The organism is Streptomyces sp. NPDC001270, assembly GCF_042896695.1.
Taxonomy (GTDB): Bacteria; Actinomycetota; Actinomycetes; order Streptomycetales; family Streptomycetaceae; genus Streptomyces.
The window spans coordinates 487,838-501,034 of sequence record NZ_JBIAXM010000001.1; the positions used below are offsets into that span (position 1 = coordinate 487,838).

The 13,197-nt window shown below is 72.7% G+C and carries 14 protein-coding genes and 1 pseudogene; 6 read left to right on the plus strand and 9 right to left on the minus strand.

All coding sequences use genetic code 11. From position 1 onward, the window contains the following. Positions 1–109 precede the first annotated feature (109 nt). Complete coding sequence (locus ACFY2B_RS02260) at positions 110–385, plus strand: STAS domain-containing protein (protein ID WP_390761524.1); 276 nt, start codon at positions 110–112, stop codon at positions 383–385. On the opposite strand, the gene ACFY2B_RS02265 is transcribed toward ACFY2B_RS02260, so the two are convergent. Then, the gene (locus ACFY2B_RS02265; RefSeq protein WP_390761220.1) at positions 269–1,282 is read right to left on the minus strand and encodes a sigma-70 family RNA polymerase sigma factor; all 1,014 of its coding nucleotides are present in this window, start codon (positions 1,280–1,282) and stop codon (positions 269–271) included. The two genes, ACFY2B_RS02260 and ACFY2B_RS02265, sit on opposite strands and share 117 nt — an antisense overlap. 209 nt (positions 1,283–1,491) lie before the next feature. Then, complete coding sequence (locus tag ACFY2B_RS02270) at positions 1,492–2,850, minus strand: MFS transporter (protein ID WP_390761221.1); 1,359 nt, start codon at positions 2,848–2,850, stop codon at positions 1,492–1,494. Between the two features lie 63 nt (positions 2,851–2,913). Here ACFY2B_RS02270 and ACFY2B_RS02275 point away from each other — a divergent pair, with 63 nt between their 5' ends. Beyond that, a complete protein-coding gene (locus ACFY2B_RS02275; protein ID WP_390761222.1) occupies positions 2,914–3,873 on the plus strand; it encodes a LysR substrate-binding domain-containing protein in 960 nt (319 codons plus the stop codon). Between the two features lie 27 nt (positions 3,874–3,900). Here the strand turns inward: ACFY2B_RS02275 and ACFY2B_RS02280 are convergent, their stop codons facing one another. Further along, on the minus strand, positions 3,901–4,665 hold the full coding sequence (locus ACFY2B_RS02280) for an alpha/beta hydrolase (protein ID WP_390761223.1): 765 nt from the start codon (positions 4,663–4,665) through the stop codon (positions 3,901–3,903). A 113-nt stretch (positions 4,666–4,778) separates the two neighbouring features. Between ACFY2B_RS02280 and ACFY2B_RS02285 the strand changes: the two genes are divergently transcribed. Continuing rightward, entirely contained in the window at positions 4,779–5,942 is a 1,164-nt protein-coding gene (locus tag ACFY2B_RS02285) for an adenosine deaminase (RefSeq protein ID WP_390761224.1), read from the plus strand. Between the two features lie 137 nt (positions 5,943–6,079). Beyond that, on the plus strand, positions 6,080–6,442 hold the full coding sequence (locus ACFY2B_RS02290; RefSeq protein ID WP_390761225.1) for an ATP-binding protein: 363 nt from the start codon (positions 6,080–6,082) through the stop codon (positions 6,440–6,442). 106 nt (positions 6,443–6,548) lie between these two features. Here the strand turns inward: ACFY2B_RS02290 and ACFY2B_RS02295 are convergent. From ACFY2B_RS02295 to afsQ1, 5 genes and pseudogenes are all read right to left on the minus strand, one after another. Next, positions 6,549–6,775: pseudogene (locus tag ACFY2B_RS02295) on the minus strand (PspC domain-containing protein). 303 nt (positions 6,776–7,078) lie between these two features. Then, positions 7,079–7,630 carry a VanZ family protein gene (locus ACFY2B_RS02300; RefSeq protein ID WP_390761226.1) on the minus strand — a complete coding sequence of 184 codons (552 nt, stop codon included), beginning with the start codon at positions 7,628–7,630 and terminating at the stop codon, positions 7,079–7,081. A gap of 166 nt (positions 7,631–7,796) precedes the next feature. After that, complete coding sequence (locus tag ACFY2B_RS02305; RefSeq protein WP_390761227.1) at positions 7,797–8,402, minus strand: hypothetical protein; 606 nt, start codon at positions 8,400–8,402, stop codon at positions 7,797–7,799. Next, positions 8,399–10,042 (minus strand): ATP-binding protein, encoded by a 1,644-nt coding sequence (locus ACFY2B_RS02310; protein ID WP_390761228.1) that lies wholly within the window; start codon positions 10,040–10,042, stop codon positions 8,399–8,401. Before ACFY2B_RS02310 ends, ACFY2B_RS02305 begins: the two co-directional genes overlap by 4 nt. Continuing rightward, complete coding sequence (gene afsQ1, locus ACFY2B_RS02315; protein WP_376524262.1) at positions 10,039–10,716, minus strand: two-component system response regulator AfsQ1; 678 nt, start codon at positions 10,714–10,716, stop codon at positions 10,039–10,041. Before afsQ1 ends, ACFY2B_RS02310 begins: the two co-directional genes overlap by 4 nt. A 228-nt stretch (positions 10,717–10,944) precedes the next feature. Here afsQ1 and ACFY2B_RS02320 point away from each other — a divergent pair, with 228 nt between their 5' ends. Continuing rightward, a complete protein-coding gene (locus ACFY2B_RS02320; RefSeq protein WP_390761229.1) occupies positions 10,945–11,715 on the plus strand; it encodes a SigE family RNA polymerase sigma factor in 771 nt (256 codons plus the stop codon). Positions 11,716–11,939: 224 nt separating this feature from the next. On the opposite strand, the gene ACFY2B_RS02325 is transcribed toward ACFY2B_RS02320, so the two are convergent. Next, on the minus strand, positions 11,940–12,617 hold the full coding sequence (locus tag ACFY2B_RS02325; protein ID WP_390761230.1) for a uridine kinase: 678 nt from the start codon (positions 12,615–12,617) through the stop codon (positions 11,940–11,942). A 128-nt stretch (positions 12,618–12,745) separates the two neighbouring features. On the opposite strand from ACFY2B_RS02325, the gene ACFY2B_RS02330 reads away from it, so the two are divergent. Further along, positions 12,746–13,156 carry a hypothetical protein gene (locus ACFY2B_RS02330; RefSeq protein WP_390761231.1) on the plus strand — a complete coding sequence of 137 codons (411 nt, stop codon included), beginning with the start codon at positions 12,746–12,748 and terminating at the stop codon, positions 13,154–13,156. Positions 13,157–13,197 lie beyond the last annotated feature (41 nt).

Genomic DNA, 13,197 nt, shown 5'->3' on the forward strand with positions numbered 1-13,197 from the left:
AGTTGGGCCCGCCCGTGCGGTCTATCCGTACGTGGACGCCAAGACACCAGCCGTGCTCGTGCTGACCGGCCCCGTCGCCCAGGACGAGGTGACAGGGCTCTGCGACCGCGTGCGAGGGCTGTTGGAGGCCACCGGGCTCGGGCATGTCGTCGTGGACGTGGGCGGGCTGGGGCCGCCGGGACTCGCAGCCGTGGACCTGCTGGCCCGGCTGGAACTGACCGCCCGCCGGGCCGGCGGGCGGATTCGGCTGCGGGACACCGATCCCGCGTTACGCGCCTTCCTCGATGTCGTCGGTCTCCGCTTCCAGATGGAGCGGCAGGCCGAACAGGGGGAACCAGCGGGCGGTGTCGAGGAAGCAGTGCATTCCGGTGATGCGGCCCCCTGACATCTCCAGCACCTGCACCGCCCAGGGGCTGAAACCGCCCTTCTCCGGGTCCGGCTTGTAGTGCGCGAAGGCGGGCAGCCCGTTCGCCTGGACCGGCCGCAGCCGGGAACCCGCGCAACTGGCGCCGATGGTGGTCATGAAGCCGGCCATGTCGGCCGGGCCGCGCAGCCACAGGTCGAACGGCGGCATCGTCATGATGGCGTCCTCGTGGAGCAGGGCGGTGAGCGCCGTCATGTCATACCCCTCGAACGCCTTCACATAGCGCTCCAGGAGTCTCTGCTGCTCCTCGTCCAACGGGTCGGAGACGGCCGCGTCCGCCCCCGCGTCCGCCCGCTCGGCGAGCGTCGCCCGGGCTCGCTGCAAGGCGCTGTTGACGGAGGCCACCGTGGTGCCGAGCAGCTCGGCGACCTCGCTCGCCTTCCACGCCAGCACCTCGCGCAGGATCAGCACCGCGCGCTGCTTGGACGGCAGTTGTTGCAGGGCCGCCATGAAGGCCAGCCGGACGGACTCCTTGGCGACGGCGGCCTCCGCCGGGTCGTCGAGGGTGGGCAGCACACGGGCGTCCGGCATGGGCTCCAGCCAGGTGTTGTCCGGACGGGGGGTGAGGGCCGCCTGCGCGAGCGGTGTCGCGTCGGTCAGGTCCACCGGCCGGGCCCGCTTGGTGCCGGCCGCCAGCATGTCCAGGCAGACGTTCGTCGCGATGCGGTACAGCCAGGAGCGGAGGCTGGAGCGGCCCTCGAACTTCGCGTAGCTCCGCCAGGCGCGCACCAGGGTGTCCTGCACCGCGTCCTCGGCCTCGAAGGAGGACCCGAGCATGCGGTAGCAGTAGCCGGTCAGCTCGATCCGGTGCTTCTCCAGTGCGACGTCAAGATCTGTCGTCGCCGTACTGTTGCCCATCGTCCACCCACCCCTGTGGCCGTTCCGGTCCGCGCGTCGTCGCGCCCAGTACTCGGGAAGCTACCGCAGCCCACTGACAATGGCCCCCCGAGCCAACAAACGCCCAGGCCAGACCATTTGCTTCCGGACTGTTCGCATTACTGACCGCTTGCCGCGACCCGGCACCAGCACCGGGAAGGCCGGACCACCGGTACCGGGAAGGCCGGAACTCAGCGGGCCGCCACCGGCTCCCGGCGCGCGGCGTGCCGGGCCGCCAGCGAACCGAAGGCCGTGATGACCACGACACCGACGACCGCGAGCACACCGACCCCGACCGTCCCGGACCAGCCGCTCGCGTGGAAGGCGAGGGCGCCCACCGTGCTGCCCGCGCTGGACCCGATGTAGTACGCGGACTGGTACAGCGCCGCGGCCTGGGCCCGGCCGTGCGTCGCCGTCCTGCTGACCGCCGAGGACGCCGCCGCGTGCCCCGCGAAGAAGCCCGCCGTGATCAGCACCAGGCCCAGCAGGACCAGCGGCAGCGAGGGCACCAGGGACACCAGCAGCCCGGCCGCGGTCGTACCGCCCGCCAGGTACAGGGTGCCGCGGCGGCCGAGGCGGAGCACCAGGCGGCCGGCCGCCGCCGACGACACCGTACCGACCAGGTACACCAGGAAGATCGAGCCGACGATGCCCTGCGGCAGCCCGAACGGCGCCTCGCTCAGCCGGTAGCCGATCACCGTGTACACGCCGCCGAACACCGTCATGAACAGCGCGCCGATCGCGTACAGGCGGCACAGCAGCGGGTCGGCGAGGTGGTCGCGGACCGTGCGGAGCAGGACGCGCGGGCGCAGTGAGCCCGGCGTGAAGTGCCTCGGCGCAGGCAGCAGCATCCGGAACGCCACCGCGCAGCCCACCGCGAGCACGCCGACCACGCCGACCGCCACCCGCCAGCCCCACTCCTGCGCGACCCAGCCGGTGATGATCCGGCCGCTCATGCCGCCCACGCTGTTGCCCGCGACGAACAGGCCGATCGCCGTGACCAGCGCCCGCGGCCGGACCTCCTCGGCCAGGTACGCCGTCGCCGAGGCGGGCAGTCCGGCCAGCGCCGCGCCCTGCACCGCCCGCAGCACCACCAGCACGCCCAGCGAGGGCGCGAACGGCACCAGCAGGCCGACCGCCACCGCGACGGCCAGCGAGGCCGTCATCACCGTACGACGGCCGAAACGTTCCGACAGGGAACTCATCGGCAGCACGAACAGCGCGAGTCCGCCGGTCGCCGCCGCCACCGTCCAGCTCGCGTCGCTCGCCGCCACCCCGAACTCCCCGGAGATCAGCGGCAGCAGGGCCTGGGTGGAGTAGAGGAGCGCGAAGGTCGCGACACCGGCCAGGAACAGGGCGAAGCTGATCCGGCGGTAGCCGGGGTCGCCCGGGGCGAGCCGGGTGTCGGCGGCTTCGGCGTCGGACGCGGCCGCCGGGTCGGAGCCGGATGCGGAGCCGGATGCGGTGGCCGGATCGGGGACGGGGACTTCGGCGGAAGGGGTCGGGACGGCGCCCACGGTGGTGGACGCCCCGGTACTGGCGGGAGACATGCTGCGACGCTACGGACCCCGCGGTTCATCCGTCCAATGCATGGAATCGGCATAATCGTTCCCATGGTGCATCAGCAAAGGCCACAGCCTCGCCTGTCACCGTCCAGTGACGTAGAAGACAAGGCCGACATGGCGAGACTGCTGGCCCCGCGGCTCGCCCACTTCGCCGCCGTCGCCCGTACCGAGCACGTGACGCGGGCCGCGCTGGAGGCACAGGTCCCGCAGTCCACGCTGTCCCGGGCCATGGTCCGCCTCGAACAGGACCTCGGCGTGGACCTCTTCACGCGCCGCGGCCGCACCGTCTCCCTCACCCCGGCCGGCCGCACCTTCCTCGCCTCCGTGGAACGCGCCCTCACCGAGATCGGGCGGGCCGCCGACGAGGTGCGCGCGGACGCCGACCCGGCCGCCGGCAAGGTCGCCTTCGGCTTTCTGCACACCATGGGTGTCGAGACGGTTCCCGGCCTCATCCACGAGTTCCGCGCCGACCATCCGCGGGTGCGATTCAGCCTGGTGCAGAACTACGGTGAGGCCATGGTGGAACGGGTGCGCAGGGGCGAACTCGACCTCTGTCTGACCTCCCCGGTCCCGGACGCCCCCGACCTGGTGGCCCGCCGCCTGGACGAGCAGCGGCTGCGCCTGGTCGTCCCCGCCGACCACCGCCTGGCCGACCGCCGCCGGATCCGGCTGGCGGAGACCGCCGACGAGACCTTCGTCACCCTGGAGCCCGGCTACGGCCTGCGCCGCATCGCCGACGACGCGTGCCGGGAGGCGGGCTTCAAGCCCAGGGTGGCCTTCGAGGGGGAGGAGGTGGAGACCCTGCGAGGGCTGGTCGCGGCCGGTCTCGGCGTGGCCCTCCTGCCGCCGCCGGCCGTCCCGCGTCCGGGCGTGGTCGAGCTGACGGTGACGGCGCCGCGGGTGGTCCGGGAGATCGGCGTGGCCTGGCTGGACGGCCGTCCGGACACCCCGCCGGTGGCGGCGTTCAAGCGGTTCCTGCTGTCGAAACGGGGCAGCCTGCTCGCCTGAGCCGGGACGCCCGGCCCGCGTCCCGCCTCAGCCTCGGCGCAGTGACCTGCCGAATCCGGCGGCGAGCGGCATTCTGAGGCCGATGGGCGGTGGCGCGGCCAGGGCGTCCTCCACGGGCCGGGAGACCGGGTGCCCGAACAGCGCGCCCATCGCGAAGTCCGCGGCGAGCGCGAGCACCTCGTCCCGGTGCTGGTGCAGCCCGTGCCCGTCGGAGTGCACCTCGAACCGGCACACGTCCCGGTTCGCCTTCTTCGCGCGGGCGGCCAGCCGGAACGACAGCTCCGGGTCGGTCCGCTCGTCGTTCGTGCCGTGCACGATCAGCACCCGGCGCCCCGCCAGCTGCCGTACGGGTTCCGGCGGTGCCGCCATGTCGTCCTCGGGCAGCCAAGGGGCGATGGCCACCAGGGAGTTGACCGCCTCGTGGCCGCCCGCGCGGAGCGCCGCCCGGCCGCCCATGCCGACCCCGACCAGGCACACCGGCACGTCGCCGTGGCGCCGTACGACCTCCTCGACCGCCCAGGAGGCGTCCCGCGCGAGGTGCGCCTCGCTGCCGTTCCAGCCGCGGTAGCGGTAGTGGACGGCGTGCGTCACCAGCCCCTCGCCGCGGCCCGCCCGGGCGAGGGTCCGGCCCAGCGCACGGACGAACACCGTCGCCCACACGGGGGACGGTCTGCGGCCGGACACCTCCTCGCCGCCGGGCAGCAGCAGCACCGCCCCGCTCACCGCCGTCGGCTCCTGGCCGACTGCCCTCCCCAGCCTGGCCGTTCGTACCGGTGTCGCTTGCTGTGCCATGGCAGAACAGTGTCAGAAGTGCCGATGTACGCGACCCCTCCGTGCGGTCACCTTTACGTATCGACGCCGTCCGGGGACGGGCGTTCTACGCGCGTAGGAGTTACAGTGCGGAAATGACGAGCCAGACTGCGCCAACCGGGACCGTCCCGACACCGGACCAGATCCGCCGCGCCCCCAAGGTCCTGTTGCACGACCACCTCGACGGCGGCCTCCGCCCCGGCACCGTCATCGAGCTCGCCCGGGATTCCGGCTACTCCCAGCTCCCCGAGACCGATCCGGACAAACTCGGCGTCTGGTTCCGCGAGGCCGCCGACTCCGGCTCCCTGGAGCGGTACCTGGAGACCTTCTCGCACACCGTCGGGGTGATGCAGACCAAGGACGCGCTGGTCCGGGTCGCCCGGGAGTGCGCCGAGGACCTCGCCGCGGACGGTGTCGTCTACGCCGAGGTGCGCTACGCCCCCGAACAGCACCTGGAGGGCGGCCTGACCCTGGAAGAGGTCGTCGAGGCCGTGAACGAGGGCTTCCGGCAGGGTGAGGCGCTGGCCCGCGAGGACGGCCGCCGCATCCGGGTCGGCGCCCTGCTCACCGCGATGCGGCACGCCGCCCGCGCGCTGGAGATCGCCGAGCTGGCCAACCGGTACCGGGACCTGGGCGTCGTCGGCTTCGACATCGCCGGTGCCGAGGCCGGCTACCCGCCCACCCGGCACCTCGACGCGTTCGAGTACCTCAAGCGCGAGAACAACCACTTCACCATCCACGCCGGTGAGGCGTTCGGGCTGCCGTCCATCTGGCAGGCCCTCCAGTGGTGCGGCGCCGACCGGCTCGGGCACGGGGTGCGGATCATCGACGACATCCAGGTCGCCGAGGACGGCTCGGTGAAGCTCGGCCGGCTCGCCTCGTACGTCCGCGACAAGCGCATCCCGCTCGAACTGTGCCCCAGCTCCAACCTCCAGACCGGTGCCGCGGCCTCCTACGCCGAGCACCCGATCGGGCTGCTGCGCCGGCTGCACTTCCGGGCCACGGTGAACACGGACAACCGGCTCATGTCGCACACCAGCATGAGCCGCGAATTCGAGCACCTCGTCGACGCGTTCGGTTACACGCTCGACGACCTCCAGTGGTTCTCCGTCAATGCGATGAAATCAGCGTTCATTCCTTTCGATGAACGCCTGGCCATGATCAATGACGTGGTAAAGCCCGGATATGCGGAGCTGAAATCCGAATGGCTGTTCCGGCAGACCGCCTCCACCAGCGGCTCTGTCCCGCAGGAGGGGTGAATTCACCCGGTCGGGGTGTACGGAATGCGGACGGGTTTCACGACCCGTCCGCATTTTGATGTTTGCGGCGGGCGGCCCGCGGTGTTTACGGTCGGGAACCGCTCATCCCCGTCAACGCATTCAAGGACGCATTCACCATGAAGCAGTCTGCTGCCAAGACCCTCGGTGTCGCCGCCCTCGGTGCCGCCTTCGCCGCCGTCGGCGCGGGCACCGCCGACGCGGCCCCGGCCGCCCCGGCCGCCGCCCAGGCGCTGGACGGCATCACCCGGACGCTGCCCGCCGAGACCGTCACGAAGGCGCTGCCGGGCGCCGGCGGGGCACTCGCCCAGGGACAGGCTGCCCTCGGTACCGGGCTGGCCACCGCCCGGCCCGCCGCTCACAAGGCGCTCGCCAAGCGTCCGGCCGCGCCGGCCGCGCCGGCCGCCGGCCTGATCGGCGGACTGCCGGTGCAGGGGCTGCCCACGCACGGCCTGCCGGTGAACGGGATCCCGCTCGGCTGAGCCGGCACCACGACGCGCCGTTGGGGCACACCTCCTCCTCCCGGGGTGCGCTCCAACGGCGTTCTCGCGTCTGCGGACCGGGCCGGGCGGCTATCCGGCCGGGCGGCTACCAGGCCGTCCGGGCCTTCCCCTCCGCGGGCAGCAGGATCCACAGCGCCAGGTAGACCAGGAACTGCGGTCCCGGCAGCAGGCAGGACACCAGGAAGATCACCCGCATCGTCGTCGCCGAGGTGCCGAAGCGCCGCGCTGGGGGTACCCCCGGACGGAGTCTGGGGGAGCTGCGCACACTCCGCCGATCACACGGCCGTGGGTGGGGCGGGCCAGGGCACTCATGTCGCCCTCCTTCTTGAACAGGATGAATCAGGCTGAATCGGTTTTGATCGGGCTCGGTCCGGCTTGATCGGGCTCGATCTGGTCGTGTGTCCATGGGGCGCCTCAGCCGACAGCGGGACGGCGGCCGTGCCCGGCCCCGCGGACCTGGACGGCTCGCCCTCCCGCCACCGGCGCGCCCCCTTCGGCACACTCCCGGCCGATGCGTGGGGACACGGGCCCGCGACGGCCCTGGACGCTGTTCTCGTGGGCTCGGCTGCCCAGCTGCCTGCAACGTTACGGAGCCGCGGCCCGCGGGGCGTCGCTCTACGGAGCGATGCCGACCCTGGGAATCGTCGGGGTGCGGCCCTGAGTCGCTTCCTCCTGAGGGAGGGGCGCGCGCCCGGCCCGCTCGCCCCTGCGGCGGAGCCGGTGGCGGCCCGCCGGTACCACGGCGAGGTGCGCCGCCGCCACGCCCACCGTGTTCAGCAGCAGCGAGTCCACGTCCACCACCCGGCCCGGCACACCGGTCTGCAGCAGGGCGATGCCCAGCGAGAGCAGGGCGCCCGCCGCCGCCGTACGCAGCAGGGAGGCGAGCGGGGAGACGGCGAGCCGGCCGTGGGCCATCGGCAGCAGCACGCCCAGCGGGGCGAGCAGGGCGAGTCCCTCACCGATCCGCTGGGCCGCCTGGGGCCAGCCCAGCGCCAGATCGGCCCGGATGCCGGCGAGCGGGTGCAGGTTGGCGGGCAGCACCCAGGGCACGTGCAGCGGGCGCAGCATCAGCCAGGCGACGAGCGCGAGGTGCGCGACGAGGAGGACACTCCCTGTCACCCGGATACGGATCGCGGCGCTGCCGCCGATGGAGCCTTGACGCTGCACGCCCCCCTAGACGCGCCCCCATGCACGATCGGTTCCGCAGCGGCCCCGCACCGCGTGAGGCGTGCGACACATCCCGTCGTCCCCGCCCGCGGGCGGACCGGCCGCCGCCCACCGGCCAGGCCGCCCCGCACCGTGCGGGCCGGGTCCGCCGCCGCTCCCACGCGGCTCAGCCGGCCGTCACCTCGCTGGACGGCGGCCGGGTGGTGCCGGGGCGGGAGCGGACGTCGTCGCTGCACTCGTAGCGGCGCAGCGGCTCGCCGTCCGGCCCGCCCAGGATCACCGAGCCGTCGCCCTCGGCGGCCGTGGAGTCGGAGAACGTGCAGACGATCTGGGCGAGCGCGTACGAGGTCAGCTGCTCAGGTGCCGTGCTCAGCCGCAGCGTGTCCTCGGGGTCCTTGGCCCGCGGCCCGCTCACGGTCATGCCGCCCCGCACGTACGTCGTGTAGCCCGCGTTCCGCTCGCCCTCGGACGGTGTCCGGGCGAGCTGGTCCAGCAGGGCCTGCGCCACCAGCACCCGGCGCCGGCTGTCCACCGTGCCGTCCGGGACGGTCACCGACCGGTCCACGGTCACCAGCGACGAACCGCACAGCAGGAACACCTGCACGGGCACGCCCCGCGTGGTCTGCGCCGACGGGTCCGGTTCCGACAGCGAACACGGCACCCGTGAGGGCGCCCCGCCGAAGTCCGTCGGCACCTGCGTGGCCCGGATCCCGCAGCCGGCCAGCAGCACGGCGAGCACGGGGACGGCCAGCAGCCGCCGAACCCGCGTCACGCCTGCCCCCCGTCGTCGCCGCCGGCGGCCGGCTCCTCGGTCCGCCGCGTCAGCTCGGAGGCGTCCCGGGGCAGCCGCAGCGTGAACACCGCACCGCCCTGAGGCGAGTTGGCGGCGGTGATCTCGCCGCCGTGGATGTGCGCGTTCTCCATGGCGATGGACAGGCCGAGTCCGCTGCCGTCGGAGCGCGGGCGGGACGCGCTGGCCTTGTAGAAGCGGTCGAAGACGTGCGGGAGGACGTCCTCGGGGATGCCGGGCCCGTGGTCGCGGACGGCGATGACGATCTGCGAGCCCCCGTCGGCCTCGCCAGTCCCGTCGGCCCCGTCGGCCCCGTCGGCCCCGTCCGTCCCGTCGTTCGGGTGGTCGGCCACCCGCACCGAGACCCGCACCGGCGAGCCGCCGTGCTTGAGCGCGTTGCCGATCAGGTTGGCGAGGATGACGTCGAGGCGGCGCGGGTCGAGCCGGGCGTGGATGCCGCGCTCGGCGTCCAGGTCCACCGCGTCCAGCCAGGCACGGGCGTCGATGCAGGCCGTGATCTGGTCGGCGAGGTCCACGTCGTCCAGGACCAGCCGGGCCGTGCCCGCGTCGAACCGGGTGACCTCCATCAGGTTCTCGACCAGGTTGTTCAGCCGCCGCGTCTCGCTCACCACCAGCCGCACCGCGGGCTCGATCATCGGATCCACGCTCCCGGACTCCGACTCCAGCTCCTCCTCCAGCACCTCCGTCACGGCGGTGATGGCGGTCAGCGGGGTACGCAGCTCATGGCTCATGTCGGCGACGAAGCGCCGGGACGCCTCGTCCCGGGCGGCCATGTCGGCGACCCGTTTCTCCAGCGCCTCGGCCGCGTTGTTGAACGTCCGGGAGAGATCGGCCAGTTCGTCCGTCCCGGACACCCGCAGCCGGGTGTCCAGCCGGCCCTCGCCGAGCCGCCGGGCCGCCACGCCCAGCCGGTGCACCGGCTTCAGCACGGTCGTCGCGGCGGCCTGCGCGAGCAGCGCCGCGCCGATCAGCGCGAGCCCCGTGGCGATGCCGAGCGACCAGGCAAGGGAGTTGAGGTCCTTCGCCTCCGGCTCCAGGGACTTGAGCATGTAGCCGGTCGGACCGCCGCCGATCACCTTCGTGCCGGCCACCAGGTACGGGGTGCCGTGCGCGTCGACGCGCTGCCAGTACAGGTGGTACGGGGACTTGTTGCCGTCGCCGAGCGGCTGCTGCTTGCCCACGGTGGCGCGCAGCGACGCGGGCACGTCCTCCAGCGAGAACCCGTTCAGCCCGCCGGAGTTGCCGTACACCGTGCGGCCGGTCGTGTCCTGGCCGACCAGCAGCACGCTGAAGCGCTCGCTGCTGCCCGCCATCTGGCTCGCGGTGTGCTGCAGTTCGTCCTGGGTGGCCTGCACGGGCAGCACGCTCGCGCGGTTCTGCATCTCCTGCCGGAAGTCGCGCAGCGCCGAGTCCTGGGTCCGGGTGAGCACGGCCTCCCGGTTGAGCCAGTAGGCGATGCCGGACGCGGACACCGCGGCCGTCAGCGCGACCAGGGCGAAGACCACCACCAGCCGTAGCCGCAGACTGGTGAAACGCAGCCGTGACAAGGCTCCCCTACGACCGTCGGCCCAACTGCGGAGCCCTTGTTGCGCGTTCGTCACTGAGGGACGTCCAGGCGGTAGCCGACACCACGGACGGTACGGATCAGCGTCGGGGACGACGGCACGTCCTCGACCTTGGCGCGCAGCCGCTGGACGCACGCGTCGACCAGCCGCGAGTCACCGAGGTAGTCGTGCTCCCACACCAGCCGCAGCAACTGCTGCCGGGACAGCGCCTGGCCGGGCCGCCGGCTCAGCTCCAGCAGCAGCCGCAGCTCGGTCGGGGTGAGCTGGAGGTCCTCGCCGTTCTTGGTCACGGTCATCGCCGAACGGTCGATGACGAGGCTCCCGAACGTCGCCGAGTCGCTGGACTCCCGCTCCCCGCGGCGCAGCACGGCCCGGATCCGGGCGTCGAGCACCCGGCCCTGGACGGGCTTGACGACGTAGTCGTCGGCGCCGGACTCCAGCCCGACCACCACGTCGATGTCGTCGTTGCGCGCGGTCAGCAGGATGATCGGCAACTGGTCCGTGCGCCGGATCCGCCGGCACACCTCGAAGCCGTCGATGCCGGGCAGCATCACGTCCAGCACAATCAGATCCGGCCGCTGCTCACGCAGCAGTTTCAGACCGTCCTCGCCGGTGGCAGCGGTGGCCACCCGATGTCCCTGGCGCGTCAGTGAGAGCTCCAGGGCCGTTCGGATGGCGTCGTCGTCCTCGATCAGCAACAGGGAAGGCACGAGGCTCATTCTGGCCCATGGAGGGGGTGTCGTACGACCTGTGGGTCCCGCGGGTGCCGGAAACCCCGTTACCGCCACAGCCCATGCACTCTCTGTGAATACCAGTGTGCCGGGCCCCTGTGACACGTCTGTGACAGTCGGGGGACACGGCCATGAAGTCGCCCCGGCAGGCTTCTCGGCACAGGCAAGGAAGAACCGAACACCGAAGTCCACGACAGGGGGCGCGAGATGAACACGCTGCACGGTATGAGCACCACCGCAGTGGTCACGCGTCTGCACGACGTGAACCGGGGTTCGGAGAAGTCCGGTGCCGGTGCGGGCACCGCTCCGCTCGGGGGAGGGCGGAGTTGCGCCCGCGGCGCCGGGCGTCAGCACACCGCGTACATGACGGTGGTCGACGCACATACGGGGGCGGGCACCACGGGGGCTCACGGGGGAGCCGCGTACAGGGAGGACTCGGGGGAGCGGCGTTCGTCCAGCGAGGCGGAGTTCACCGCCTACGTCGAGGAGCGCCGCGCCTCCCTGTACGCCACCGCCTACCACCTGACCGGTGACCGGTTCGAGGCCGAGGACCTGTTGCAGAGCGCGCTGTTCTCGACGTACCGGGCGTGGGACCGGATCAGCGACAAGGCGGCGGTCGGCGGATACCTCCGCCGCACCATGACCAATCTGCACATCAGCGCCTGGCGGCGCCGCAAGCTCAACGAGTACCCGACCGAGGAACTGCCGGAGACGCCCGCCGACACGGACGCGATGCGCGGCACCGAACTGCGCGCGGTCCTGTGGCAGGCGCTGGCCCGGCTGCCCGAACTCCAGCGCACCATGCTGGTCCTGCGCTACTACGAGGGCCGTACGGATCCGGAGATCGCGGACATACTCGGCATCAGTGTCGGCACGGTCAAGTCCAGCATCTGGCGTTCGCTGCGCCGGCTGCGTGAGGACGAGGTCCTCAGCTTCGGCCGTGACGAGGAGAGCGCCTTCGGCGAACTGGTCGCCTGAAGGCTGGGGGACACGGGGGTCCCGAGGGGGTGCACGGGGGTCACGGGGGAGATCACGGGGGATGAGCGGGACTGGAGGGCCGGGGGGTCTGTCCAGTCCCGCTTTCCCGTGTGTCCGTGCGGTCCCGTCCGCCCGCGGGTCCGTCCGGCTCCGCCCGCCCGTACGTCCTTCCGGTTCCGCTTCCCGTGGGCGCGGTGGCCGCGCCGGATGCCGGGCCGCCGCGGCTACGCCGGTGTCTGCGTCTGGTTCTCCGGCCGCGTCCGCGGGTGTGCTCCCGCCGCGGGCCGGGGCCGCCGGGCCGTCACCGCGACGGCCAGCCGCCTCAGTGCCTCGTCCCGGTCGCAGGCGTGGGCGCCCAGTGACACCTGACGGGCGACGATCGACTGCTCCCTGCGCATCAGCCGGACGCCGCGGCGCACCAGGAAGGGCACCGACTTGCGGCCCTCCTTCAGGTCCCGCAGGAAGCGGCGGCGGAACGTGGTGAGCGGACCGCGGCTCAGGCACAGCGCGTCGGCGAGCAGACCGAGTTCACGGCAGCGCGCGACGATCTCGGCCGCGAAGATGCCCTCCGCCACGAACAGCGGGGTGCGGCCGATGTGCAGCGCCGTCTCGCCGGTGCGGGCGCTGCGCGCGATGTCGTACTCCGGGACGGTCGTCGACCCCGTGGCGCACAGCCGGGCGATGGCCTCGACGGCGACGTCCGCGTCCCAGGACAGCGGATGGTCCCAGTCGATGTCCGAACTCCCCGCCACCAGGGGCAGCGTCGGGTCGTCGCCCTCCTTGTAGAAGTCGTCGAGGCGCAGCACGGGCAGTCCGGAGCGGGCGGCGACGAGGGACTTGCCCGAGCCGGAGGGGCCGCACAGCAGCACGACGCGGGCGGGGGACGGGGGATGAATGCTCACGGAACACCAGTTTGACGTAAGACCGGGCTCTTGCCGACCCCGCGGGTCGGCTTTGGAGCACACGCCACACCTCAACTACCCTATGTGTCGAAATTGTTACTCTTTGCACTCATAAGGTGGCATCAGTGATGGCCGGACGCACCTCCTCCCAGCACCCCACGGCGCAGCGCGCCCTGATCGCCCTCGCGACCGCCTCGGCAGCCCTGGGCGCGGGCGCGGCGACGGCGGCCGCGGCCACCGACCCGGCCGTGGACCTGCCGCACCGGCCCGCTTCGCTCGGCCGCCTCGACCCGCAGGCGGGCTTGGCGGGCGTCACCGGCTCGGTCCCCTACGTCACCGGACCGGTCACCGCGCTCAAGCCCAACCCCCTCGCGGGCACCGGCGTCGATCCCCTCGACAACGGCGTCGGCACCCAGCTCGCCGACTTCAAGCCGCTGAACAGCCAGGCCCTGACCCGGCCCGTGGCACAGGCGGAGTCGGTCGGTGAGATGCCGGTGGTGGGGCCGGCGGCGAGGCTGGTCGAGGGCGCGCAGCGCTGAGGTCCGTCCGGCGGTGTACCGGGCGCCGGTCCCGTCCTGCG

Coding starts and splice junctions, on each gene's coding strand:
- ACFY2B_RS02285 (WP_390761224.1), top strand. CDS start 4,779: ATGACGAGCCAGACTGCGCCAACCGGGACCGTCCCGACACCGGACCAG.
- ACFY2B_RS02275 (WP_390761222.1), top strand. CDS start 2,914: ATGGTGCATCAGCAAAGGCCACAGCCTCGCCTGTCACCGTCCAGTGAC.
- ACFY2B_RS02265 (WP_390761220.1), bottom strand. CDS start 1,282: ATGGGCAACAGTACGGCGACGACAGATCTTGACGTCGCACTGGAGAAG.
- ACFY2B_RS02320 (WP_390761229.1), top strand. CDS start 10,945: ATGAACACGCTGCACGGTATGAGCACCACCGCAGTGGTCACGCGTCTG.
- ACFY2B_RS02330 (WP_390761231.1), top strand. CDS start 12,746: ATGGCCGGACGCACCTCCTCCCAGCACCCCACGGCGCAGCGCGCCCTG.
- ACFY2B_RS02290 (WP_390761225.1), top strand. CDS start 6,080: ATGAAGCAGTCTGCTGCCAAGACCCTCGGTGTCGCCGCCCTCGGTGCC.
- ACFY2B_RS02270 (WP_390761221.1), bottom strand. CDS start 2,850: ATGTCTCCCGCCAGTACCGGGGCGTCCACCACCGTGGGCGCCGTCCCG.
- ACFY2B_RS02280 (WP_390761223.1), bottom strand. CDS start 4,665: ATGGCACAGCAAGCGACACCGGTACGAACGGCCAGGCTGGGGAGGGCA.